Raw genomic sequence first — 21,446 nt, forward strand, 5'->3', positions numbered from 1 at the left:
TCCTCCTCGGGAGAAGAGGGATCAAACAACTTCCAAACCCAACAAACCCGCGCCCGATCATCCCTGGCGCAAGCAAGGAACCTTTCGCCGGACATTTCTAAATCAACCAAACCCCGGACTTTTCTAAATCAACGAGACACCGGCGCTCGGGCGAGCGCCGGGGTTTCTCACGCGCGGCGGCGCGAGCTCACTGCCGCGGCGCGATCCGCTTCACCAACGCCTCGAGCTCGGCCAGGCGCGCGTCGGTGGCGGCCTGGCGCTCGCGCAGGGCGGCGACCTCGGCGTTCAGCCGCTCCACCTCGGCCGTCTTCGCCTGCAGCTGCGCGGTGCGCGCCTCGAGCGCCTGCACCGCCGCGAAGTTCACCCCGGCGATGTCGAGCAGCCCGATGGAGCGGTCGTCCACGCCCAGCCCGAAGGCCGCGCGGAAGTCCTCGGCGAAGGGCCCCAGGTGCCGCACCTCGCGCCCCTCGGCGATGTAGTTCCACGTGGTCACCGGCACGCCGCGCAGGCGCGCCAGCAGCTCCTCGCCGTCCACCCGGCCGAAGTTCTCCTTCAGCGCGCGGCTCGACGAGCAGGCGAACACACCCGACCCCGCCGGCAGGTTGCACCCGGTGGTCAGCGTGGGGTTGGTGCGGAAGCGGAACCCGCCCGACGCGCGCACCGCGAACTCGTTGTTGGCCACGGCCAGGATCGAGTCGGTGGTCGACCCGTCGCCGCGCACGAACGCGCCCGAGTGGCCGTCGGCCGACGCGCGGTAGCCCAGCACCGTGGTGTAGTCGGCGTCGGCCGTCACGCGGTAGCCGATGGCCACCGCCGCCTGCCCATCGGCGTTCACGGTGAAGCCCATGGCGATGCACGAGAAGCCGGGGCACCGGTTGTTGGCGCCCGTCGAGAAGCCGATGGTGCCGCTCACGTTGTTGTTGGACCCGAACCCGACGCCGAGGGTGCTGCTGACGGTGACCTGGTCGCCGTGCGCGAAGCTGCCGTAGCCGCTGGCGATGGTGTTGTTGCCGCCCGCCCAGGAGAAGAAGCCGCTGTTGGCGTCGTCCCACTGGGTGCCGGTGACGCCGCCGGCGCGGAACGAGGCCTTGAACGGATACCACATCATCCGGTACCCGGCGCCCGTGACGGGAATGAAGCCGATGCCGAGCTGGCCCAGCGCCGCCATGCCGCCCGCGCTGTCCACGAGGAAGCGGTCGGTCGGCGGGCTGCCGGAGCGCAGGCGCAGGAGGTAGCCGCCGCCGATGCCCAGGTCGGGCTGCGTGGCCGGCCAGGCGAAGCGGACGTGCGACGGGGCCACGCAGGTGGCGTGCGTGTCGGGGGTGCCGACGCGGTAGACGTTGCCCGTGGTGGGCACGTAGCAGGCGCGGATCGAGTCGACCTGCGCCGCGGCCGGGGCCGCGGAGAGCGCCAGCGCGCCGGCGGAGAGCGCGAGGGCCAGGAAACGGTGACGCATGGGAGAGCCTCCGGTGTGGGGGTGGGTCTCGTGGAGTCGATGGTTTCCTTCCCGGCGCTCACGCGGCGGGGAACAGCACGTCCGCGTTCAGCACCACCAGCCGCAGCGCGGCCACCTCGACTTCGTCGGTCTCGGGCGCCGAGCGGGTCAGCGCCGTCAGCGAGCCGTTCGCCGCGTCGATCGCGTCGCGCACCGCCTTCGCGTCGCCCGAGCGCACCGCGGCGCCCAGCACGGCAAAGGTGCGGTCGACCGCGCGCACCGCGCCCGCGTCGCCCAGCGTGGGGATCACCCGGTCGCGTGCGTCGTCGACCGCCAGCGCCAGCCCCGGCCTGAGGTCGACCGCCGCCGCGGCGACGTCGGCCTGCGGGCTGGCCGGCGCGGCGGCCGGGGTGGTGGGGGTGTCGGCGCAGGCGGCCACACCGGCCGCGATCAGCGGCAGCGCCAGCCTGGGACTTCGCTTCATGGCAACCTCCGGCTCCGGGATGGTGAGACTCGCACCGGGTGGCGCACGAAGGTGTGTCTCCGGCGGCCGATTCGGTGCGGAGGGGGTGGGACGCCGCGCATCCTCCCCCGGCGTGCGGCCGCGGGTGGGACGTGCGGTGGGGCGAACGGTGGATGGCTCCTTGGTAGCCGTCAGACCGCGGTGGAGAGCGGCGCGCGCGGACGCCCGCGCCGTGAGGCGGAAGGGCAAGCTAGTAGCAGAACAAACGTATTTCAACAACTGTTTGTCCAATCCCCCCGGGCCGCTCCGTTTCCCGTCTCCACGCACCGGAAGCGTCGGGAAAGAGATGGACGGAGAGCGCCGCATCCAAGCCTCTGCTGCGCTGTCTCGTGGCTCGCGAAAGCAGACGGAATGGGGATGATGGACGCAGAAATCCCCGCGACACGATTGCGCCGCGGGGTTCGCGATGATGGAGCGGAGGACGGACCTGCTTTTCTCACGCGGAGGCGCGGAGGCGCGGAGAACTCAGCGCCGGTTCGGAGATCTCCGCGTCTCCGCGGCTCCGCGTGAGGGGATGGACGTCTACCGCTCGTAGAACGGAGGCGGCTCGACGCCGAGCGCGCGCAGGTAGACGTAGCCCTGGCCGCGGTGGTGGATCTCGTTGTCGATCACGTACAGCACCAGGTCGTGCGCGATGCCGGGGTACTGCCCGAACGCCGTCATCTGCTCGCCGAAGCGCGCGGCCGGGATCTGCGGCCAGAGGCGGTTCAGCTCCTCGGTCGACTCGTCCCACATCCGCAGGATCTCCACCTTGGGATGCGCCTCGCGGTCCCACGAGGTGTTCCAGTCACCGCTGTGGACGCCGCGCACCATGGGCGCGGCCATGCTCAGCATCTCCATCGCCAGCTCGCCGAAGGTGCGCATGCCGCCGACGGAGAAGGTGAAGAGCTGGTCGTCGGGGAACGCCTCGATCACCCGCCGCGTCAGGCGGCGGTGGCCCTGCCAGTGCTCCAGCAGCGCCTCGGGGGTGATGAAGACGGCGGTGGCGGCGGATGCATCGGATGCGGTCGACACGGCGGCCTCGCTCGGGTTGGGGGGACGTCTCCCGGATCCCGGATTCGGGATTCTTTCGGTGCGCGGCGTCAACCTAATCGCCCTGTTGCCGGGCCGCAAGCACGTCGTCCACCTTCGTGTCCGCGCTTGCCGTCCGCTCCGGCCGTATCTAATCTCCCCGTCCCTTGCGACTTCATCCAGCTCTACCCGACCCGATCTCCACCGTCACCCGGAGGAACCGTGAAGTACTACGCCGTCGCGGAGATGGACGTCACCGACCGCGCGTGGGTGCAGCCGTACGTGGAGACGGTGACGAAGCTGATCGAGCGCTTCGGCGGACGGTACCTGGCGCGGACGCCGCGGATCGAGAAGCTGGAGGGCGAGCGCGCCGCGCCGCAGGTGATGGTGCTCGTGGAATGGCCGTCGCGCGAGGCGGCGATGGCGTTCTACGAGAGCGAGGAGTACCGCCCCTTCCGCGAGAGCCGCAAGGCCGGCGCGCGCAACGAGTTCGCCCTCGTCGCGGGCGAGGACGTCACCGGCGTGGCAAGGATCGCGGAGTAGCGGCGCGGCCGCCAAGGGACGCGGACGGATCCATCCAACTGTTTATGCCGCAACACGATACGAGGCCGCAGGCACGTTTGGTGCTGTTCGCCGCCCTTTCGCGACCCCAGCCCCGGGACGCGGTCACACACCGCCACACGACGAGCCCCACGATGGCACTGCGCAGCTTCACCGCTCCGGACGGCACGGCATGGAGGGTCTGGCAGGTGACGCCTTCCGCGCCGCCCGGCGGTGTCGCCGAGCGGCGGGTGCGCGACCGCCGCAGCCCGGACCCGGTGCTGCGCTGGAAGGGAGCGGAGCGGAGGGAGGCCGAGCGGCGGAAGGGCCTTCCGCGCCTGCCGCGGCTCGGCGGCGGCCTCGAGCACGGATGGCTCGTGTTCGAGTGCGACGGAGAGAAGCGGCGCCTGGCGCCGCCGCCGGAGGGGTGGGCGAGCCTGGAGGAGCCGGAGCTGGTGGCGCTCTGGAGCCGCGCCGACTGCGTGGCGAAGCCCCCGCGGCGCCAGGACAAGCCGTAGGGAGATCTTCCCCGTCAGCCGCCGCAGGCCACGGCGGGCGGCACCATCTCGCGGCGCGGGACCGGCTGCGCCAGGGTGCAGATGGTCCACAGCTCGGTATCGCTGCTCTGCTCCCACGCCTGCGGGATGGGATGCAGCCGGCGCTTTTCCACAGCCGATTCGAAGCAGAGCCAGCCGTTGCCCATCGCCTCGGGAAGGTGCTTTCGCGCGTGGGCAGGCCAGTCGCCGTGCTGGCCGGGGATCACGTCCCAAGCCTGCCAAGAGGTACCATCGGGACCCATGAAGCTGCGCGCGGCCATGATCGCCCCCTAAGCGTTTGGGGTGCCCGAACTTGCGCGGCGTCCGGCTTGCACATTCCATGCCGCGCTGCTCCCATGGGGCGTATCAGAGTCACTCCGTTTTCTTTGGATGGGACCTCTTGACCGCGTCCCTCTCGGCGCTTATTGCTATGGCCCCCATAAGATCCAATCCCCATCCAGATACCATCCAGACCCAGATGCCCTCTCCCCAAGCGGCCGGGCAGTGGTTCGCGCCGGTGCGAATCGAGCACGGCGGCGAGGCGTTCGTCGTGAAGCCCCACGCGGAGGAGGCGGAGCCCGCCGCCGGAGGTGACGGCCGTCCCGGCTTCGTCCTCTGCTGGGCGCTGTTCCCGCACCCGTGGGAGCCGGGCCTTCCGCCCATCGCCACGCACGGGCCGGCAACGGAAATGCCGCGCGAGCGCGCGGCCGAGACGGCGCGGGCGTGGCTGCGTGCGCATCATCCCGCCGGCACGCGCGCGCGGAGACCGGCGCGGACGTAACCAATCCTTTCCTTCCCCGCTCCAACCCGGCAGACTGAATCGGCGGCGCGCCCCGCCCATCTTCATCCCCCGCCCCATCCTGCCGGAGCATCTCCATGAACCCGTTTCGTCTCGCCCGCCGCGCGGCGCTCCATGCGCTTGCCGCTGCGGCGATGCCCTGCCTGCTGGCCGCGCAGATCGCGCCGCGGGAATACGCCGCCCGCCGCGAGGCGCTGCTGGCCACGATCGACTCGGGCGCCGTGGTGGCGTTCGGCGGGGTGGAGCCGGTGGAGGCCTGGCCGCCGTTCGCGCAGCTGCCCTCGTTCGAGTACCTGACCGGCTTCGGCGAGCCGAACGCGGCGCTGCTGCTCACGAAACGCGGCGGCGCGGGGACGGCACAGCTCTTCCTGATGCCACGCAACCCGCGCAACGAGCTGTTCGTCGGCGCGCGCACGGGTCCGGACGAGGCGATGGCGCGCACGGGGATCCCCGGGCGCCCGATGGCCGGGCTTCGCGCCGCGGTCGATTCGCTCGTGGCGGCGGGCCTTCCGGTCTACCTGGTCAGCGACGTGCACACCACCGACTTCGCACCGGCGGACTCGCTGACGCGCGGCTCGCACTTCGCGGAGATGCTGCGGCGGGCGCATCCGGGGCTCGTGGTGAAGGCGATCGACGCCACCGTGCTGGAGCTGCGCGCGCGGAAGAGCCCCGCCGAGATCGCGCTCCTCCGCCGCGCGACGGAGATCAGCGGCGCCGGGCACCGCGACGCGATGCGCGCGGTGGGCCCCGGGTGCAACGAGGGCGAGATCCAGGCGGTGCTCGAAGGCACCTTCCGCCGGCTGGGCGGCGAGCGCCCGGGATATGGCAGCATCGTGGGCTCGGGGCCGAACGCGCTGGCGCTGCACTACCAGCGCAACGACCGCGTGATGCAGGCGGGCGACGTGCTGGTGATCGACGCCGCCACGGCGCTGGGCCACTACTCGGCCGACATCACCCGCACGCTGCCGGTGAGCGGGCGGTTCACCCCCGACCAGGCGGTGGTGTACGGGATCGTGCTCGACGCGCAGGCGGCGTTCGTGCGCCAGATCCGCCCGGGCGGCACGCGCACCGTGGCGAACGACTCCGGGCGCGCGGTGGTCGCGGCAGGGCTGACGAAGCTGGGGCTGATCGAATCTCCCGGGGCGATGTACGACGCCGACGAGTGCCCGCGCGAGGGTTGCCGGCAGGTGCGCCTCTACGCGTGGCACGGCTACGGCGGCCACGGGATCGGGCTGGAGGTGCACGATCCCGCGCAGTACTACACGGGTGACGGCACCTTCAAGCCCGGCGACGTCTTCACCGTGGAGCCGGGGATCTACGTGAACCCGGCGATGCTGGACCGGCTTCCCGACACGCCGCGCAACCGCGCGATGATCGCCCGCCTGCGCCCGGCGATGCAGCGCTACGCCAGCATCGGCGTGCGCATCGAGGACGACTACCTGGTGACGGAGACGGGCGTGGAGTGGCTGTCGCACGACGTGCCGCGCGCCCTCACCGAGGTGGAGGCGGCGATGCGCGCGCCCGCCGGCGTCCCGCGCTGCGGCCGCCCTCGATAAAGAAAAAGAAAATCTCACGCAGAGTCAGCAGGGTCAGCAGAGAGAACAGCTGAGGCAGCTGCAGTTCTCTGCTGACCCTGCTGACTCTGCGTGAGACCTATCTGTTTGTTTCAGGGAAAGTGGCGAGCGACAGTCATGTGGTAGACGGGCTGCTGGTTCTCCATCATCACGTGCAGCGCGTGCTCGTCGCGCATCTCTGCGATGGCGCGGCCGAGCTCCGCCTGCAGGACCTTCGCGTTCGCCTTCCCGATCTCCTCCAGCGTGTCCGCCTCCATCTCGCCCACCCCGGCGGGCACCGCGAAGCGCTCGTGCGACACGTCCACCGTGGTGCCGAACTCATGAGCGCTGACCGTGCGCGACGCGTACGAGTTCGTCCGCCGTAGGTCCGCCTGCGTCTCGGCCGTGCGCAGCGCGGACGTCACCTTCATCCGGTAGCGCGGCAGGCCCAGCCGGTCGAGCCGCGCGTGGAAGCGGCGCCCGAGCTCGGCCAGCATCGCGCGCGCGTCGGGGGTGGCGAAGGGGACGGAGTGGTCCATGTCGCGCAGTACCCACCACGCGGTGCTGTCGCCCAGGAACACGAGGCGGCCCTCGCGCTGGAGCGCCGTGATCCGCGTGGAGTCGGAGGAGCGGATGCCGAGCCGCTGCGCGGTGGCGATCTGCCCGGCGTTCACGTCCTGGCGAAGCTCGCCGACTTCGCGCGCGCCCAGCGGCCGGGCGCGCGCGAACGCCGTCCGCACCGAGTCGGCCCGCGCGGCGATCCGCGCCAGATCGCGCGCCGAGTCCGCCCCAGTCATCGGCGGCGGGGGACGCCGCGGGGGAGCCTCCTCGATCTCCCGCCGCGGCGCCTGCGCCCGTGCGCCCCCGTCCGCCTCGCCGCGCGCGCAGCCGCAGACGGCCAGCGCCGCGATCGCCATCCCCATCGCCCAGCCTCGCATCTCCATCCCGCGCAACAGGTTCCCGACTCCGACGAAACGGGCGTGGGGAAGGGGCCAGATGCATGCCAGCCGCCCAGCATCCCTCGAAGGAGGTGATCGCACGCGGAGCAGGTTTTTTCCAAATATCAATACGGGCTACCGCAATTGATTGTGCATTCGGATCGAGTGTCATTCCGAGCGGCGCCGCTGCTCCGAATCGCCAAACGCGCTGATGCGTGGCGGCGCCCGAGGAATCTGTGGCATGCGTCCGAGCGTCAGGCAGCCTGTGACTCGGGAGCCGGCCACAGATTCCTCGGGCGCCACGGCTTTGGCACGGAGGAGAGGGCGGCGCAGCGCCTTCGGAATGACATTCATTCTTCCGATGCACCGTTGTCCGGAGATTGGGTATCAGGAGTGTCCGCAGATTTCGAGGTGAGAAAGGAATCGCACGTTTCCAGCCGTGGCGGGATCGCGATGCGCCGCATGAAGTTGAGGGTTATGTCGTTGCAACGCGTATCATTTCGTGACATGAAATCATTGACGACAAGATTAGCCGAACATTAGTATACCGTACCCACGAGCGACGGACCCGGGAGCACGGGACCGCGCACTTCTCGCCCGCGCCTGCCGGCGCCGGGCCGCTGGCGGCAGCCGTCGAGCCGCCGCGCGACCTCACGCCATACGACAGGCGCTCACCCGAGTGCCGATCCCCCTCCGGCGGCCGTTGCCCACCCGGCTGGCCGCGGTGCGACGCGCGCTCCGGCGGCGGAGGTGGAGGGGCCCGGCAGCCTCTCCGGCCACCCTTTCCGCCGTACCGAACGCGTCTTCGCGCTGCCTCGCCGGCCACCCACCATCGTGCCCCGGAGGTCGCATGCGTCGCGCGGCCCAAGTCCCACTCACGCTCCTCTTCGGCCTGTTGGCTGCCGCGTGCACCGACGCACGGCAGGGGCCGAGCCCCACGGCCACGGGGGTGCAGCCGGTCGGTCCCCTGGGCGCCGTGTCCACCGCGGGAACCACGCTGGGGCAGCCCGTCCCCGGCCTGTCGCTGTCGCAGCTGGCGGCGTTCAACCGCGGGGCGGAGATCTTCGACACCAACTTCAACCAGTTCAACGGGCTGGGGCCCATCTTCAACGCCAGCTCGTGCGCCGAGTGCCACGGCGAGGAGGAAGGCCCGCTGGGCGGCACGGGCGACGAGGTGGAGACCCACTTCACCAACGTGCGCTCCGACGGCAGCTGCGACCCGCTGACGGCCAAGGGCGGCTTCGTGCACCAGGACTCGGTGACGCCCAAGCTGTTCCAGGTCACCGGGCTCACCAGCGAGCCGTTCCCCACGGTCACCCACCAGCGGGGGACGCGCAGCACGCCCGACATCTTCGGCTTCGGGCTGATCGCGGCCATCCCCAACGCGGCCATCCTGAACCAGGAAGACCCGTACGACTTCAACTACGACGGCGTCTCGGGGCGCGCGCACTACACGCCCGACAACGACATCGGCAAGTTCGGCCGCAAGGCGCAGGAGGGGAGCATCACGCTGTTCAACGCCGGCGCGCTGCTGCAGGAGATGGGGATCACCAACAAGTTCAATCCCACCGAGAACAACATCGGCGGGATGGCCATCCCGCCAGGGGTGGACCTGGCGGCCGACCCCGAGATCAGCAGCGCCACCTTCGACGACCTGAACTCGTTCGTGATCTTCCTGGCGCCGCCCCCGCAGGCCGCGCTGACGACCAACGCGCTGTACGGGCGCGACATCTTCAACTCCATCGGCTGCAAGACCTGCCACACGCCGCAGTACACCACCACCGACGTGGGCATCGCGCCGCTGAGCTACAAGACGGTGAAGCCGTTCAGCGACTTCCTGCTGCACGACATGGGCACCGCCGACATCTGCCTGGGGCAGGCCACGCGGCGCGAGTTCCGCACCGAGCCGCTGATGGGCGTGCGCTTCATGGAGTTCTTCATGCACGACGGCGCCTCGCCCACCATCTCCGACGCCATCGCGCGGCACGGCGGCGAGGGCGCCAACGCCCGCGCCCGCTTCAACAGCCTGACGTCGACGCAGAGGGCGCAGCTGCTCGAGTACCTGAACTCGCTGTAGCGCGTCCGCCGGGGCCGCTGCCGGACGGCCCCGCCTGCGCGAACGATCCGCCGAGGGGCGGCCGGAGCATCTCCGGCCGCCCCTCGCGCGCCCGGCCGCATCCACACCAGCCGCAGAAGAAGCCGTGGCAACACCACCGCCGGCCCGGCCGCGTTCCACCATCTCCGGTCCAACGAAGGCAGGCCCGCTGTAGCGCCGGCTCCCCACGTGGGACGGCGGAGACCCGCCACTTACCCTGAAGTGCAGCGCACCCGTACGGCGCACGATACCGAACTGCTTGGCCGATCGGACGTTACGTAATGATGCGTCAGGATCCCTTGTCTGGGAACGACGATTGCTCGATCACCTTCTGCGGAAATGTGCGCAGGATAATTTTTCTTCCCTCAAAGGGAGACACACTACCATGGGTACCATATTCATGGATGTTTCGACGTACCAGGTGTACGCGTACGGGGGGCCTAACCCGATCAGCCATATCGACGCGGCGATCGTCCTGCCGGCCGGGCACTCGACCGTCAGCCTCGTGTTCTATCACGACGGCGCGGTGATCCCGGCCAACACCATGGTCCCCCTTGGCCTCGGAAACTTCTTGTACACCATGCGCTACCGTTACGCGCAGTTTGCCAACGTGCTGGACCTGCTGCGCAACGAAAAGCCGATCAGGTTCTACTTCGACGACCAAAGCATGCTTGGGTACATCACCACGAGCGACGAACCAATCGGTGAAGCCGAGGTCTGACGCGATTCGTAAAGACGTGGCTGCATAGGTGTCCGCCGCCGCGCACCTGCCGAACGCGCGTCCCGAACGTAGAAAACGTTCCGGGTGTTCGGACGTGGAGGGGCGCGGCTGGGACACCGGCGGGGCACGCGCATGTCCGACCCGCGCGGGTCCGCGCCGTCGCGGCGCGTTGCGCGCAGCCTGCCATCCTCCGGCGCCGCAACGGGTTGGAGGTTCGCCGCACCACGCCGGGCGGGCGGGTACACGGGTTGCTCCGCGTGGGCGGCGCCGCTGTGCCCTCACTCACCGTTCGGCCCACCCTCGATCGATGATCTGCGCGGAATGCGGACTGCCCGTGGCGCGCTGCGAGTGCCGCGCAGACGCGCGTGAAACGGGTCCCCCGTTCGGCTCCCCACCGGCGGAGGCTCCGGCAGCGGGGCCGTGGCCGGCGCCCGAGCTGCCGGCCGGCTGGTACGCCCCCGGCGGCGCGGCGGCCCCGGCGGGCGCGCCGCCGTCGCTGGTGCAGCAGTACGCTGCGGGCTACGACGAGAAGATGGTGCTGCGCCGGCTGCTGGCCACCGTCGTGGACTACGCCGCGCTCATAGCCCTCCTCCCCGCAGCCGAGGCGGTGCTGGGGAACGCGCGCTACCAGGAGCTGCTGCCGCTGTGGATCGGGCTGCAGCTCCTCTACTTTCCGCTGCTGGAAGGGCTGCGCGGGGTGACGCTGGGAAAGTGGCTGGCCGGAACGCGCGTGGTGGGCCCGCGGGGAACGCCGCCCGGCGTGCTGCGCGCCTGCGTCCGCACGCTGCTGCGGCCGGTGGAGGTGAACCCGTGCCTGTTCGGCGGCGCGCCGGCCGGGCTGTTCGCGTTCCTGTCGCGCCACCACCAGCGCATCGGCGACTCGCTGGCGGGGACGTACGTCTTGCTGACGAAGGACGCGGGGGACGCGGCGGCCCGGCAGCCGTGAAGGTTTGCACCCACGGCGCGCTTGCTCCGCCGCCGCGGCGCGCCGTACCCTGTGCGTGCAGTGACTCACCGCGGGTCCCACGGGCCGGTCTCCCCGGCCGCGCGCCGGACCGCGGCGCCGGTGAATCCCCTCCGCCCGCCGCGGTTCCTCCCGAGCTCTCCGGCGCGGGCCGGCCGGCCACCCACCATCACGTGGAGGCCGTATCATGAGCCGCATCCCCATCCTCTCCTCCCTCGCCCTCGTCCTTGCCGCCGCCGCGTGCGGGGATGAATCGCCGTCCGCGCCCGCGACTTCCACCGGCGCGCGGCGGGACGCCGTCCCCCACACGGAGGTGCGCGACCTGGCCGACCTGGGCACCTTCGGCTGGAACCACGGTTTCGGGTTCGAGATCAACAACCGGGGCGAGATCGCCGGGCGCACCGACCTCGGCCCGCCCAACGCGCCGACGCAGGCGCACGCGGTGTTCTGGTCGCCCCGCGACGGCGTGACCGACCTGGGGACGCTGGGCGGCACGAATTCCGAGACGCGCGCGCTGAACGACCACGGCCTGGTCGTCGGCCTGGCGCAGAAGGCGGGCGACGCGCTCTTCCAGCGCCACCCCACCGTCTGGCGCGTGTCGCAGAGCGGGTTCGAGACGATCGAGCTGGGGCCGTTCGTGAACGGGCAGGCTGAGGACGTGAACAACGCCGGCGTGGTGGTGGGCTGGTCCACGCCCTTCGTCTTCGGCCCACCGACCGGCTTCCGCTGGACGGAGGACGGGGGGATCGAGACGATTCCCCCGATTGCCGGGCTGCGCAGCCAGCCGGGGGGAATCAACGAGGCGGGCGACGTCGTCGGAAGCAGCACCGTCTCCCCGCCCTTCGTGGACCACGCGGTGATCTGGTGGCGCGACGGCACGGTCACCGACATCGGCACGATGGGCGGCAACGCCATGGCGCGCTCCATCAACGCGCGCGGCGAGGTGGCCGGCTTCGGGCAGGTGTGCCCCGGCTGCGCCTTCCACGCCTTCTACTGGAGCGCGGAGGACGGGCTGATCGACCTGGGCACCTTCGGCGGCACGCGCAGCTTCGCCTTCGAGATCGACAACCACGGGCGCGTGGCCGGGTTCTACGAGACGGCCGACCTGGTGCGCCACGCCTTCATCTGGACGAAGGAGGGCGGCAAGGTGGACCTCCCCACGCTGGGCGGCGCCGAGTCGTCCACCGGCAGCATCAACGCGCGCGGGCAGGTCACCGGGCGCGCCGCGGACGCCTCGGGCACCGTGCACGCGGTGATCTGGCAGCTCGGGAACGAGCCCTGAGCGCGGCCGCGGACGACGCCGCGTCTCCCGCCGACCGCCTGGCGGAGCACGCCCGCGAGTGGCGCGTGGCCGTCGATTCCGTGCTGGAGACGGAGACGTCGCTGGTCGCCTTCGGCCGGCGCGGCGCGGACGCGGTGGTGCTGAAGGTGGTGCTGCGCCCGTGCGACGAATGGCACGCAGGCGAGGTCGTCGCCGCGTTCGGGGGACGGGGGATGGTGCGCGCGATGGAGCACGCCCCCGGCGCCGTGCTGCTGGAACGGGCGGCGCCGGGGACGCCGCTCGTCGAGATGGCGCTCGCCGGGCGCGACGACGAGGCGGTGGACGTCATCGCCGGGGTGATGCGGCGGATGGCGCATCCCGATCCCCCGCCGCCGTCCTCCCCCACGGTCGCGCGGTGGGGGCGGGGATTCGATCGTTATCTCGAGGGTGGAGATCTCCAGGTCCCCCGCGATCTCGCCGAGCACGGCCGGCGCGTCTTCCACGACCTCTGCGCCACGCAGCGGGAGAGGCGGCTGCTGCACGGCGATCTCCAGCACTACAACGTGCTGTTCGACGAGCGCCGCGCCTGGCTCGCCATCGATCCCAAGGGCGTGGTGGGCGAGGCGGAGTACGAGCTGGGCGCCGCGCTCCGCAATCCCGTCGAGCGCCCCGACCTCTTCGCGTCCCCCGTGATCGTCGAGCGGAGGTTGCGTAGATTCGAGGCGGCGCTGGGGATCGACGCCCGGCGCGCGCTGGGGTGGGCCTTCGCGCAGGCCGTGCTCTCGGCGATCTGGGGCGTGGAGGACGGCTTCCCTGTCCCCGCCGACGCGCCCGTGCTGCGGCTGGCCGAGGCGATCCGGCCGATGCTCACCTGAACGAAGATCCCGTGGCGGCAGCACTCTACGACACGATCGGCCGCGGCTACGCGCAGTTGCGGCGCGAGGACCCGCGGATGGCGGTGCGCATCCACTCCGCGCTGGGGGATGCCCGCACGGTGGTGAACGTGGGCGCCGGCACCGGATCGTACGAGCCCGCGGACCGCCGCGTGGTCGCGGTGGAGCCGTCGGAAGTGATGGTGCGGCAGCGGCGGCCGGGGAGCGCGCCCGTGGTCCGCGCGTCCGGCGTCGACCTTCCCTTCGCGGACGCGCGCTTCGACGCGGCGATGGCGATTCTCACGATCCACCACTGGCCGGACTGGCGCCGCGGGCTGCGCGAGATGCGGCGTGTGGCGCGGCGGGTGGTGCTGCTCACCTGGGACCCGGCCAGCCCGGGATTCTGGCTGGTGCAGGAGTACTTCCCGGAGATCGTGGAGGAAGACCGCGCCATCTTCACGGGGATGGACGAGATCGCGGAGGTGCTGGGCGACGTCTCCGTCGAGCCCGTCCCCGTCCCGGCGGACTGCGTGGACGGCTTCCTGGGCGCGTACTGGCGCCGCCCCGAGGTCTACCTCGATCCGAACGCGCGGGCCGCCATCTCCGCCTTCGCGAAGATGCGCGACCCCGAGCCTGCGGTCGCGCGCCTGGCCGCCGACCTGGCCGACGGCACCTGGCACGCGCGCTGGGGCCACCTTCTGGACCGCGACGAGTTGGAGATCGGCTACCGCCTCGTCGGCGCGGGCGAAAGGGATTGATCCGCGTCGATGTGGCTCCGCACCAGAATCTCACCTCTGCATTGGAGGAAGGGATGTCATTCCGAAGGCGCTGCGCCGCCCTGTCCTCCATGCCGTAGCCGTGGCGCCTGAGGAATCTGTGGCCGGCTCCCGAGCCACGGGCCGCCTGTCGCTCGGACGCAGGCCAAAGATTCCTCGGGAGCCGCCAACCATCGGTGCGGCCGCGGGCTCGGTGCGGCGGCTCCGCTCGGAATGACATCAGCGTGTCACCCGTCTAAGACGCCCTTTCGCAGCACATCTGTTTGTATCGAATCTCCGCTGTTATTCATTGATCGGTCAGGTCCTCGATTTCCCCGCTGGTCGCCGCCGATGTGCATCCCCATCCTCCACTCCGTCTCTGCTCCCCCGGGTGAAGCCGTGAGCGCCGCCGAAACCCGCGTGGCAGGGTGAGATCCGGGTTCGTGGAGGCGGGCGGGAGACGGCTGGAGTACCGCTGGTTCGGTCCGGGGCCGGGCGACGCGCCGACGGTCGTCTTCCTGCACGAGGGGCTGGGGAGCGCGGGGCTCTGGCGCACCTTTCCCGCGCGGCTGGCGGAGATGACGGGATGCGGGGCCATGGCGTACTCGCGCGCGGGCTACGGCGGCTCGGACCCCGTCCCCCTCCCCCGCCCGATCCGCTTCATGCACGACGAGGCGGCGGTGCTCGGCGAGCTGCTCGATGCGCTGGAGATCGGCGAGCACGTGCTGTTCGGGCACAGCGATGGCGCCTCCATCGCGCTGATCCACGCGGGGCGCGAGCCGCGGCCGGGGCTGCGCGGCGCGGTGCTCGAGGCGCCGCACGTCTTCGCCGAGGAGCACGGGCTGGCCAGCATCGCGCGCATCCGCGAGGTGTACGCGGAGACGGACCTGCGCGCGCGGCTGGCGCGGCACCACGGCGCCAACGTGGACGTGGCGTTCCGCGGCTGGAACGACGTGTGGCTGGACCCCGGCTTCCGCGCGTGGAACCTGGAGGAGTTCCTCCCCGCCGTGCGCGTGCCGCTGCTGGTGGTGCAGGGCGAGGACGACGAGTACGGCACCTGGGCGCAGGTCGAGGCCATTCAGCGCCAGTCCGGCGGTCCCGTCGAGGTGCTCCCCGTCCCCCGCTGCGGCCACGCGCCGCACGCCGAGCACCCGGACGTGGTGCTGGCCGCCGCCGCGGAGTTCGTCCGCCGCGTGCTGGGGCGGGATTCCGTCGATTCGCGGGACACCGCGCCTCCGGTGTCATCCTGAGGAGGCGCCGCGCGGCGCCGGCGTCGGCGCGAATCTCCGGCGCCGACGAAGGATCTTGCATCGTCAGGAGCGAGGCCGGCTCCGTGCGCGAATGCCTGGCCTCGCTCGGCGGAGAGTAGATCCTTCGGGCGCGTCAAGTTTCCGGCACAACGAGCGTTCCGTCTACGCGCCCTCAGGATGACATCGAACCGACAGCCGCATCATTATCACCTCATGCCTGACAGGATGATGAACCGAGTTGGACGCATCCTGGCCGTGACCGCCGGGCTGGCAGCGGGCGGGTTCGTGTTCGGCGGGATGGCGGCGATCCTGGCGTTCTGGGTGGCCACCGCGCTGACCGCCACGGGGCAGCCGGCCGACCCCGACCTGTTCCACCCGGCCATGCTCGCCCGGTTCGCGACCGGGGGAGCGATGGGCGCCGTGCTCTTTCCCGCCGCCGGCTTCCTGCTGATGCGCACCGTGCCGCTGGGGCTGGCGTTGCTCGGCACGCTGCTGGGCACGATGGCCGGGGGAATCGCCGGCTGGATGCTGCCGGCGGAGTTCCAGGTCGACGGCCAGATCATCCACGCCGTGAACGGCGCGCTGCTCGGCTTCCTGGTGGCCACGGTGCTGCTGCGCGTCCTCGCCGGCCGTGCCGCGCGCCGCGAGGCCACGCGCGTCTCCGCCGGCTGAGGCGCGCGACGACATTCAATCGGACGCAACCATGAACCGGACTGGACGTATCCTCGCCGTGACCGCGGGGCTGATCGTGGGCGGGGCGGTGTTCGGCGGGCTGGCGGCGCTCGCGGCGCTGCTGATCGCCTTCGCGCTCACCGAGGGGATGCCCATCGACGTGCCCACCGACGTGTACGAGATGGTGTTCGGCGTGGGCGCGCTGTTCGGCGGCGTCCTCTTTCCCGTCACCTGCTGGGTGCTGCTGCGGCGCGTGGCGCTGGGGCTGGCGCTGCTCGGCACGGTCGTGGGCACCATCGCCGGGGGGACGGTGGGGTGGCTCCTGCCCGCGCACGACATCGACCAGGTCTACAACTCGGTCATCGGCGCGGTGATCGGCTTCCTGATCGCCACGGTGCTGCTGCGCGTGCTCGCCAGCCGCGCCGCCCCTCGCGACGAGACGCGCGTCTCCGTCGGCTGACCTCCATCTCCATCCCACGCCCTTCATGCTCCGCAGACTGGCCGCCGCGCTGGCGATGGCGCTCGCGCTCCCCGCCGCGGCGGCCGCGCAGGACCCCGACTTCCGCGACGTGGGGACGGATTCCGCGTCGGTGTTCGCCTTCGTCCGCCGCCTGAACGCCGCCGTCCGCGCGCGCGACAGCGCGGCCGTCGCGCGGATGGTGCACTATCCCGCCGACGTGTGGACGGGGCGATGCTACGCGACGGTCCTGGGCCCGCAGCAGCTGCTGGCGCGGTACGGCGGGACGTTCTCGCCGGGGATGGCGCGCGAGCTCGCGGCGATCCGGCGCGACAGCATCTTCGTGGCGGACGACGCGGTGGGGCTCAACGGCGGGCTGGTGTGGATCGCCGCGGTGGGGCCGCGCGGCGCGCTGCGCATCATCACCCTCAACCGCCCGACGGACCAGCAGGGCGACGTGCCGGAGTGCCCGTTCCGGGCCCCGCCGCTGGCGCCGGGGGCGAGCGTCACCGGGACCTGGGAGATGCGGATGGGGCCTTCGGCGGGATGCTCGCTCGAGGTGGAGCAGCTGCCGCGGAGCCGCATCCACTTCCTGCTCGACTGCAGCCGCGGCGGACCGTCGTACAACGTGGGGAGCGCGGAGGACACCATCCCCATCTCCCGCGGCGTGGCCGTCTACCGCAGCGACGAGTTCGGGAGGTGCGAGATCCGCTTCACCTTCTTCGACGGATGGATGCGGGCGCGGCACGAGGAGGAGGGCGGCGGATGCGGCTTCGGCCACAACGTCTACGCCAGCGGCACCTACCGCCACACCCGCACCGCGCGCCCGCGCTTCGAGCCCGCCAACGGGCGGTGACGCGCGGCGCTCATCATCGCCACACGGCGACGGCGCGGACGAGGTGACGGCGGGCGGCGCTCCGCGCCGGGGACCCTCATCCCCCCGACCCCCTTCTCCCGAACTGCAGGAGAAGGGGGAGAATTCTGGCGCGGGCGAGGGCCTCGCGGCATAGTTGGGACGTCACGCCCGCCGGATCTCCCTCCGCCTGGAGGATGCCATGAAGCCGCACCTCCTCACCCTCGCGCTCCTTGCCCTGCCGGCGGCGGTGCGCGCGCAGGAGCCGGCGCACGCGCACGCGCACGGGACGCCGCAGCTGGGGACGGTGTCGTTCCGCAACTCCGGCGCGGCCGCGGCGCAGGCGCCGTTCCTGCGCGGGCTGGCCTTCCTGCACAACTTCGAGTACCGGGACGCGGCCGACGCCTTCCGCGAGGCGCAGCGCGCCGATCCGCGCTTCGCCATGGCGTACTGGGGCGAGGCGCTCACCTACTCGCACGTCCTGTGGTTCGAGGAAGACCTCCCGGCGTCGCGCGCCGCCCTCGCGCGGCTGGCGGCCACGCCGGCCGCGCGGCTGGCGCTGGCGGGGACCGCGCGCGAGCGGGCGTACGGCGCGGCGGTGGAGGCGTTCTTCGCCGACGCGCCGCCGGCCGCGCGGTACACGGCGTTCGCCGACTCCATGCGCGCCCTCTCGGCGCGCGACACGGCGGACCTGGAGGCGGCCTCGCTGGCGTCGCTGGCGCTGCAGATGGCGCTGTACTCCGGGGCCGTGCCTGCCGAGCGCCGCGCCGCCGTCCGCGGCGACGCCATCACCCTGGCCCAGCGCGTCTTCCGCGTGGCGCCGCGGCACCCGGGCGCGGCGCACTACCTGATCCACGCCACCGACGCCCCCGGCTTCGCCGCGGGCGGACTGGACGCGGCGCGCGCCTACGCCCGCATCGCGCCCGACGCGGAGCACGCGCTGCACATGCCGTCGCACATCTTCCTGCAGGTGGGGATGTGGGACGACGTGGTGGCCAGCAACGAGCGCGCGTGGGCCGCCAGCCGCGAGTGGGTGCGGGCGCGCGGGGCGTCGCCACGCGCGCTGAGCTTCCACACGCTCGGCTGGCTGCAGTACGCCTACCTGCAGCAGGGCCGCTTCCGCGCCGCCCGCGCGCTGGTCGACACGGCGCACGCGGTGCTGGCCGGCGTCGATCTCTCCCCCGCCGGCGGCGGCGGCGCCGACGCGCGGCTGGCCGAGCCGTCGCTGCGCTTCGCCCTGGCCGCGGAGACGGGGGACTGGACGCTGGTGCCCGCCGCCGGCGCGCCCCGTCCCGGACCGTCGTCGGCCGCACCGTCGCAGCGCGCGTGGATCTTCGCCAACATCGCGGCGTTCCAGCAGGCCGCCGCCGCGGGGATGCGGGGCGATTCCGCCGCCCCGGCCGCCGCCGCGCGCGACTTCCAGCGGCTGATCGACGCGGGCGAGGGCGGCGTGGGGCTGCAGTTCGCCGCGACGAGGTTGCGGGCCATCGCCGCGCACGCGCGGGGCGACGGCCCCGGCGCCATCGCGCTGATGCGCGAGGCGGCGGCGGTGGAGGACCGCACTCAGCCCGTGGGGCCGGTCTCCCTTTCCGCGCACGAACTGCTGGGCGCGTGGCTGCTGCGGGCGGGCGACGCGCGCGGCGCGGCCGAGGCGTACGCGGGCGCGCTGGCCCTGATGCCGAACCGCTCCTCCGCGCTTCTGGGCCTGGCGCGCGCGCGCGCCGCCCTGGGCGAGCGGGATGCCGCGGCCGACGCCGCCCGCAGCCTCCTGGCCAACTGGAAGCAGGGCGACGAGACGGCGGAGCTGGCCGAGGCCCGGCGCCTGGCGGCGAGCCGTTGATCCGCTCGTGCTGACGGCGCGGATGCGGAGATCCGCGCTCGGGGCCCTCCTGGCGGCGTCCATCCTGGCCGCCGCGCCGGCGCGCGCGCAGGAGGCGGTGCGCGTGGCGGTGACGGCGCGCACGGCGGCGGACTCGCTGGCATCGTTCGACGGGCGGCGGCAGGAGGCGGAGCGGACCACGCTCACCGTGCGCCAGGTGTGGCCCGGCGCGACCGACACGTCCACCGTCACCGTCGCGTACCTGCGGCTCCCCGCGCGCACGCCGCGCCCGGGGAGCCCGATCGTGTTCCTGATGGGCGGCCCCGGCGTCCCCGCCAGCGTGATCGGGCGCGTGCCGCCGTACTGGGCGCTGTTCGACCGGCTGCGCTCCGTGGCCGACGTGGTGCTGCTGGACCAGCGCGGCACCGGCCTCTCCCACCCGTCGCTCGACTGCGCGCCGGGCGATCCGCCGCGCCCGGACTTCCTGGAGAGCCTGCGCACGCTGCGGCGCGCGCTGGTGGCCACGTACGCGCCGTGCGTGGCCGCGTGGCGCGCGCGCGGCGTGCGGCCCGAGTGGGTCTCCGCGGCCGAGATCGCGCGCGACGTGGAGGAGGTGCGGCGGCGGCTGGGTGCGGAGAAGGTGTCGCTGCTGGCGTTCAGCTACGGGACGCGGCTGGCGCTGGAGTACGCGCGGCTGTATCCCGGGCGCGTGGACCGCGCGGTGCTGCAGGGCACGCTCGGCTTCGACGAGGTGATCCGCACGCCCACGGCGCTGGACTCGGTGCTCGCGCGCGTGAGCGCCGCGGCGGCGCGGGACTCCGTCGCCCGGTCGCTGACGCCGGAGCTGAGCACGGCGCTGGAGGATGTGCTGGCTGACGCCGGCCGCCGCCCGTTCGAGGTGACGGTCCCCGGCGCGGACGGCGCCCCGGTGCGGCTGCGGGTGGGCCGCGGCGGGCTCGAGGCCCTCGTCTCCGGCCGCATCGCGGACCCGCGCCTTCCCGCGCTGGCGGCCACGCTGCGCGCGGGCGACACGCGGGTGCTGGCGGCGCTGGCGGGCGGCATCTGGCGCGACCTGGCGGGCGGCGGGGGATCGCTCTTCGGGCGCGCCGTCTACTGCTCGGCCCCCGCGCCGCGCGAGCGCGAGCGGCTGGCGCGGTCGCTGGCCGGCCGCGCGATGCTGGGCCAGGTGTTCGACAACATCCCCGAATCGTCCGACTTCTGCCGCGAGATCGGGATCGCGCCGGGCGCGTACGCCCCGCCGCCCGCGCGGCCGTGGCCCGGCGCCGCGCTCTTCGTCACCGGCACGCTCGACGACCGCACGCCGCCCGCGAACGCCGAGCGCGCGCGCCGCTGGTTCGCCGGCGCGCGCGTGGTGACGGTGGAGAACGGCGGCCACGAGCTGCTTCCGGTCGACGAGGTCCAGTCGCTCGTCGCCGAGTTCCTGTCCACCGGCACCGTCTCGCGCACGACGCTCACACTGCCGCCGCCGCGCTTCCTCACCATCGAAGAAGCGCTCCAGCCGCCCCGCCGCGGCCGGTGAGTTTCGCCCGAAGGAGGGTGTCGCGCGGGGCGACGGTCATTCCGGGGCCCGCCGCCGCCGCGCCCTCTCCCTGGCGCTTCGCGCCTGTCCCTCCCCCAAAACGGACTGGGGGAGGGACGGGCTCGCTTCGCTCGTGACGCGCGGGGACGGAGAGTCCTGGTGACACGGCCGGTGACGTGCTCGACTTCCGCGCGATCGCGCCGTTCTCCCCGCGCCGCGGCGGCGGTATGACATATTCCTTCCTCCAATGCACGGTTGATCCGGAGATTCGCCCGCGTGGACACCCCCGCGCGCCGGAGTGTACCCTCGCGGAGACAGATGTAGTTGGGCGCCCATCCGAACTCGTTGCGGGGAAACGTCTTCGCACCCGGCATGTGCGTTGCTCGGCCGGGGATGCAGATCCGGCACCGTTCCCCGCATCCTCATGGACGCCATGATGAAGCTCCGCACCACCTCGCTCGCCGCCGCCGCACTCGTGCTCGCCGCCGCCTGCGCCCCCGCGCCGCCCCCGTCCGACACGCCGCTCGCCACGCGCGGGCAGCCGTGCAACAACGAATGCCGCGTGCTGGTGAGCAACCCGGGCGCGCAGGAGATCGAGGTCTACTACAACGCGCTGCGCGAGCCGCCGCAGCTGCTGGGCACCGTCAACCCCAACGGCACCGCCCGCTTCGTGGTGCCGATGGAGACGGCCGAGTGGGTCTTCGTCTCCGTGCGGACCGCCGCGAACGGCCGGACCATCGACGCCCGCCGGCTGATGCTGAGCCCCGCGCGCATGGCCGAGTTCCGCGTGAACCTCGACCGCATGCACTGAGATCCAATCGCACGTCGACCGGGACGGCGAGCGTGGGAGAT

General features: G+C 72.5%; 22 protein-coding genes. 17 read left to right on the forward strand and 5 right to left on the reverse strand.

From position 1 onward, the window contains the following. Window positions 1-187: 187 nt before the first annotated feature. From VF092_22635 to VF092_22645, 3 genes are all read right to left on the reverse strand, one after another. On the reverse strand, window positions 188-1,456 hold the full coding sequence (locus VF092_22635) for a tail fiber domain-containing protein (protein HEX6750109.1): 1,269 nt from the start codon (window positions 1,454-1,456) through the stop codon (window positions 188-190). 58 nt (window positions 1,457-1,514) lie between these two features. After that, window positions 1,515-1,919, reverse strand: a complete 405-nt coding sequence (locus VF092_22640; protein HEX6750110.1) for a hypothetical protein — start codon at window positions 1,917-1,919, stop codon at window positions 1,515-1,517. A gap of 561 nt (window positions 1,920-2,480) precedes the next feature. Beyond that, on the reverse strand, window positions 2,481-2,972 hold the full coding sequence (locus VF092_22645; protein HEX6750111.1) for a DinB family protein: 492 nt from the start codon (window positions 2,970-2,972) through the stop codon (window positions 2,481-2,483). 219 nt (window positions 2,973-3,191) lie between these two features. Here VF092_22645 and VF092_22650 point away from each other — a divergent pair, with 219 nt between their 5' ends. Together VF092_22650 and VF092_22655 are read left to right on the forward strand one after the other, a co-directional pair. Then, window positions 3,192-3,512, forward strand: a complete 321-nt coding sequence (locus VF092_22650; protein ID HEX6750112.1) for a DUF1330 domain-containing protein — start codon at window positions 3,192-3,194, stop codon at window positions 3,510-3,512. A 152-nt stretch (window positions 3,513-3,664) separates the two neighbouring features. After that, complete coding sequence (locus VF092_22655; GenBank protein HEX6750113.1) at window positions 3,665-4,027, forward strand: hypothetical protein; 363 nt, start codon at window positions 3,665-3,667, stop codon at window positions 4,025-4,027. A gap of 14 nt (window positions 4,028-4,041) precedes the next feature. Here VF092_22655 and VF092_22660 read toward each other — a convergent pair whose 3' ends face one another. Continuing rightward, complete coding sequence (locus tag VF092_22660) at window positions 4,042-4,326, reverse strand: hypothetical protein (GenBank protein ID HEX6750114.1); 285 nt, start codon at window positions 4,324-4,326, stop codon at window positions 4,042-4,044. Between the two features lie 197 nt (window positions 4,327-4,523). Between VF092_22660 and VF092_22665 the strand changes: the two genes are divergently transcribed. Both VF092_22665 and VF092_22670 read left to right on the forward strand, forming a co-directional pair. Continuing rightward, the gene (locus VF092_22665; GenBank protein HEX6750115.1) at window positions 4,524-4,826 is read left to right on the forward strand and encodes a hypothetical protein; all 303 of its coding nucleotides are present in this window, start codon (window positions 4,524-4,526) and stop codon (window positions 4,824-4,826) included. A 95-nt stretch (window positions 4,827-4,921) separates the two neighbouring features. Further along, complete coding sequence (locus VF092_22670) at window positions 4,922-6,400, forward strand: Xaa-Pro aminopeptidase (GenBank protein ID HEX6750116.1); 1,479 nt, start codon at window positions 4,922-4,924, stop codon at window positions 6,398-6,400. Between the two features lie 110 nt (window positions 6,401-6,510). On the opposite strand, the gene VF092_22675 is transcribed toward VF092_22670, so the two are convergent. Then, on the reverse strand, window positions 6,511-7,341 hold the full coding sequence (locus VF092_22675; protein ID HEX6750117.1) for a DUF5715 family protein: 831 nt from the start codon (window positions 7,339-7,341) through the stop codon (window positions 6,511-6,513). A gap of 844 nt (window positions 7,342-8,185) precedes the next feature. Here VF092_22675 and VF092_22680 point away from each other — a divergent pair. The 13 genes from VF092_22680 to VF092_22740 all read left to right on the forward strand — a co-directional run bounded on the left by VF092_22680 (window position 8,186) and on the right by VF092_22740 (window position 21,405). After that, complete coding sequence (locus tag VF092_22680; GenBank protein ID HEX6750118.1) at window positions 8,186-9,412, forward strand: di-heme oxidoredictase family protein; 1,227 nt, start codon at window positions 8,186-8,188, stop codon at window positions 9,410-9,412. Window positions 9,413-9,815: 403 nt separating this feature from the next. Then, complete coding sequence (locus VF092_22685) at window positions 9,816-10,151, forward strand: hypothetical protein (protein HEX6750119.1); 336 nt, start codon at window positions 9,816-9,818, stop codon at window positions 10,149-10,151. A gap of 334 nt (window positions 10,152-10,485) precedes the next feature. Beyond that, complete coding sequence (locus VF092_22690; GenBank protein HEX6750120.1) at window positions 10,486-11,097, forward strand: RDD family protein; 612 nt, start codon at window positions 10,486-10,488, stop codon at window positions 11,095-11,097. A gap of 205 nt (window positions 11,098-11,302) precedes the next feature. After that, complete coding sequence (locus VF092_22695; GenBank protein HEX6750121.1) at window positions 11,303-12,397, forward strand: hypothetical protein; 1,095 nt, start codon at window positions 11,303-11,305, stop codon at window positions 12,395-12,397. A 65-nt stretch (window positions 12,398-12,462) separates the two neighbouring features. After that, a complete protein-coding gene (locus tag VF092_22700) occupies window positions 12,463-13,251 on the forward strand; it encodes an aminoglycoside phosphotransferase family protein (protein ID HEX6750122.1) in 789 nt (262 codons plus the stop codon). Window positions 13,252-13,262: 11 nt separating this feature from the next. Next, window positions 13,263-14,006: a class I SAM-dependent methyltransferase gene (locus VF092_22705; GenBank protein HEX6750123.1), complete on the forward strand. Its 744-nt coding sequence runs from the start codon at window positions 13,263-13,265 to the stop codon at window positions 14,004-14,006. Between the two features lie 425 nt (window positions 14,007-14,431). Next, window positions 14,432-15,253: an alpha/beta hydrolase gene (locus VF092_22710; protein HEX6750124.1), complete on the forward strand. Its 822-nt coding sequence runs from the start codon at window positions 14,432-14,434 to the stop codon at window positions 15,251-15,253. A gap of 228 nt (window positions 15,254-15,481) precedes the next feature. Next, window positions 15,482-15,925 (forward strand): hypothetical protein, encoded by a 444-nt coding sequence (locus VF092_22715; GenBank protein ID HEX6750125.1) that lies wholly within the window; start codon window positions 15,482-15,484, stop codon window positions 15,923-15,925. A gap of 31 nt (window positions 15,926-15,956) precedes the next feature. Continuing rightward, entirely contained in the window at window positions 15,957-16,385 is a 429-nt protein-coding gene (locus tag VF092_22720; GenBank protein ID HEX6750126.1) for a hypothetical protein, read from the forward strand. A gap of 25 nt (window positions 16,386-16,410) precedes the next feature. Beyond that, the gene (locus tag VF092_22725) at window positions 16,411-17,238 is read left to right on the forward strand and encodes a hypothetical protein (GenBank protein ID HEX6750127.1); all 828 of its coding nucleotides are present in this window, start codon (window positions 16,411-16,413) and stop codon (window positions 17,236-17,238) included. 199 nt (window positions 17,239-17,437) lie between these two features. Next, a complete protein-coding gene (locus VF092_22730; GenBank protein HEX6750128.1) occupies window positions 17,438-19,075 on the forward strand; it encodes a hypothetical protein in 1,638 nt (545 codons plus the stop codon). Window positions 19,076-19,097: 22 nt separating this feature from the next. Then, on the forward strand, window positions 19,098-20,594 hold the full coding sequence (locus tag VF092_22735) for an alpha/beta hydrolase (protein ID HEX6750129.1): 1,497 nt from the start codon (window positions 19,098-19,100) through the stop codon (window positions 20,592-20,594). Between the two features lie 436 nt (window positions 20,595-21,030). Next, a complete protein-coding gene (locus VF092_22740; protein HEX6750130.1) occupies window positions 21,031-21,405 on the forward strand; it encodes a hypothetical protein in 375 nt (124 codons plus the stop codon). Window positions 21,406-21,446: the final 41 nt, after the last annotated feature.

It is taken from the genome of Longimicrobium sp. (assembly GCA_036377595.1).
Taxonomy (GTDB): domain Bacteria; phylum Gemmatimonadota; class Gemmatimonadetes; order Longimicrobiales; family Longimicrobiaceae; genus Longimicrobium.

Excerpts from the sequence above, each read along its gene's own strand:
- VF092_22635 (HEX6750109.1), bottom strand. The coding sequence starts at position 1,456 with ATGCGTCACCGTTTCCTGGCCCTCGCGCTCTCCGCCGGCGCGCTGGCG.
- VF092_22640 (HEX6750110.1), bottom strand. The coding sequence starts at position 1,919 with ATGAAGCGAAGTCCCAGGCTGGCGCTGCCGCTGATCGCGGCCGGTGTG.
- VF092_22655 (HEX6750113.1), top strand. The coding sequence starts at position 3,665 with ATGGCACTGCGCAGCTTCACCGCTCCGGACGGCACGGCATGGAGGGTC.
- VF092_22660 (HEX6750114.1), bottom strand. The coding sequence starts at position 4,326 with ATGGCCGCGCGCAGCTTCATGGGTCCCGATGGTACCTCTTGGCAGGCT.
- VF092_22665 (HEX6750115.1), top strand. The coding sequence starts at position 4,524 with ATGCCCTCTCCCCAAGCGGCCGGGCAGTGGTTCGCGCCGGTGCGAATC.
- VF092_22670 (HEX6750116.1), top strand. The coding sequence starts at position 4,922 with ATGAACCCGTTTCGTCTCGCCCGCCGCGCGGCGCTCCATGCGCTTGCC.
- VF092_22675 (HEX6750117.1), bottom strand. The coding sequence starts at position 7,341 with ATGGAGATGCGAGGCTGGGCGATGGGGATGGCGATCGCGGCGCTGGCC.
- VF092_22680 (HEX6750118.1), top strand. The coding sequence starts at position 8,186 with ATGCGTCGCGCGGCCCAAGTCCCACTCACGCTCCTCTTCGGCCTGTTG.
- VF092_22685 (HEX6750119.1), top strand. The coding sequence starts at position 9,816 with ATGGGTACCATATTCATGGATGTTTCGACGTACCAGGTGTACGCGTAC.
- VF092_22695 (HEX6750121.1), top strand. The coding sequence starts at position 11,303 with ATGAGCCGCATCCCCATCCTCTCCTCCCTCGCCCTCGTCCTTGCCGCC.
- VF092_22715 (HEX6750125.1), top strand. The coding sequence starts at position 15,482 with ATGAACCGAGTTGGACGCATCCTGGCCGTGACCGCCGGGCTGGCAGCG.
- VF092_22720 (HEX6750126.1), top strand. The coding sequence starts at position 15,957 with ATGAACCGGACTGGACGTATCCTCGCCGTGACCGCGGGGCTGATCGTG.
- VF092_22725 (HEX6750127.1), top strand. The coding sequence starts at position 16,411 with ATGCTCCGCAGACTGGCCGCCGCGCTGGCGATGGCGCTCGCGCTCCCC.
- VF092_22730 (HEX6750128.1), top strand. The coding sequence starts at position 17,438 with ATGAAGCCGCACCTCCTCACCCTCGCGCTCCTTGCCCTGCCGGCGGCG.
- VF092_22735 (HEX6750129.1), top strand. The coding sequence starts at position 19,098 with ATGCGGAGATCCGCGCTCGGGGCCCTCCTGGCGGCGTCCATCCTGGCC.
- VF092_22740 (HEX6750130.1), top strand. The coding sequence starts at position 21,031 with ATGAAGCTCCGCACCACCTCGCTCGCCGCCGCCGCACTCGTGCTCGCC.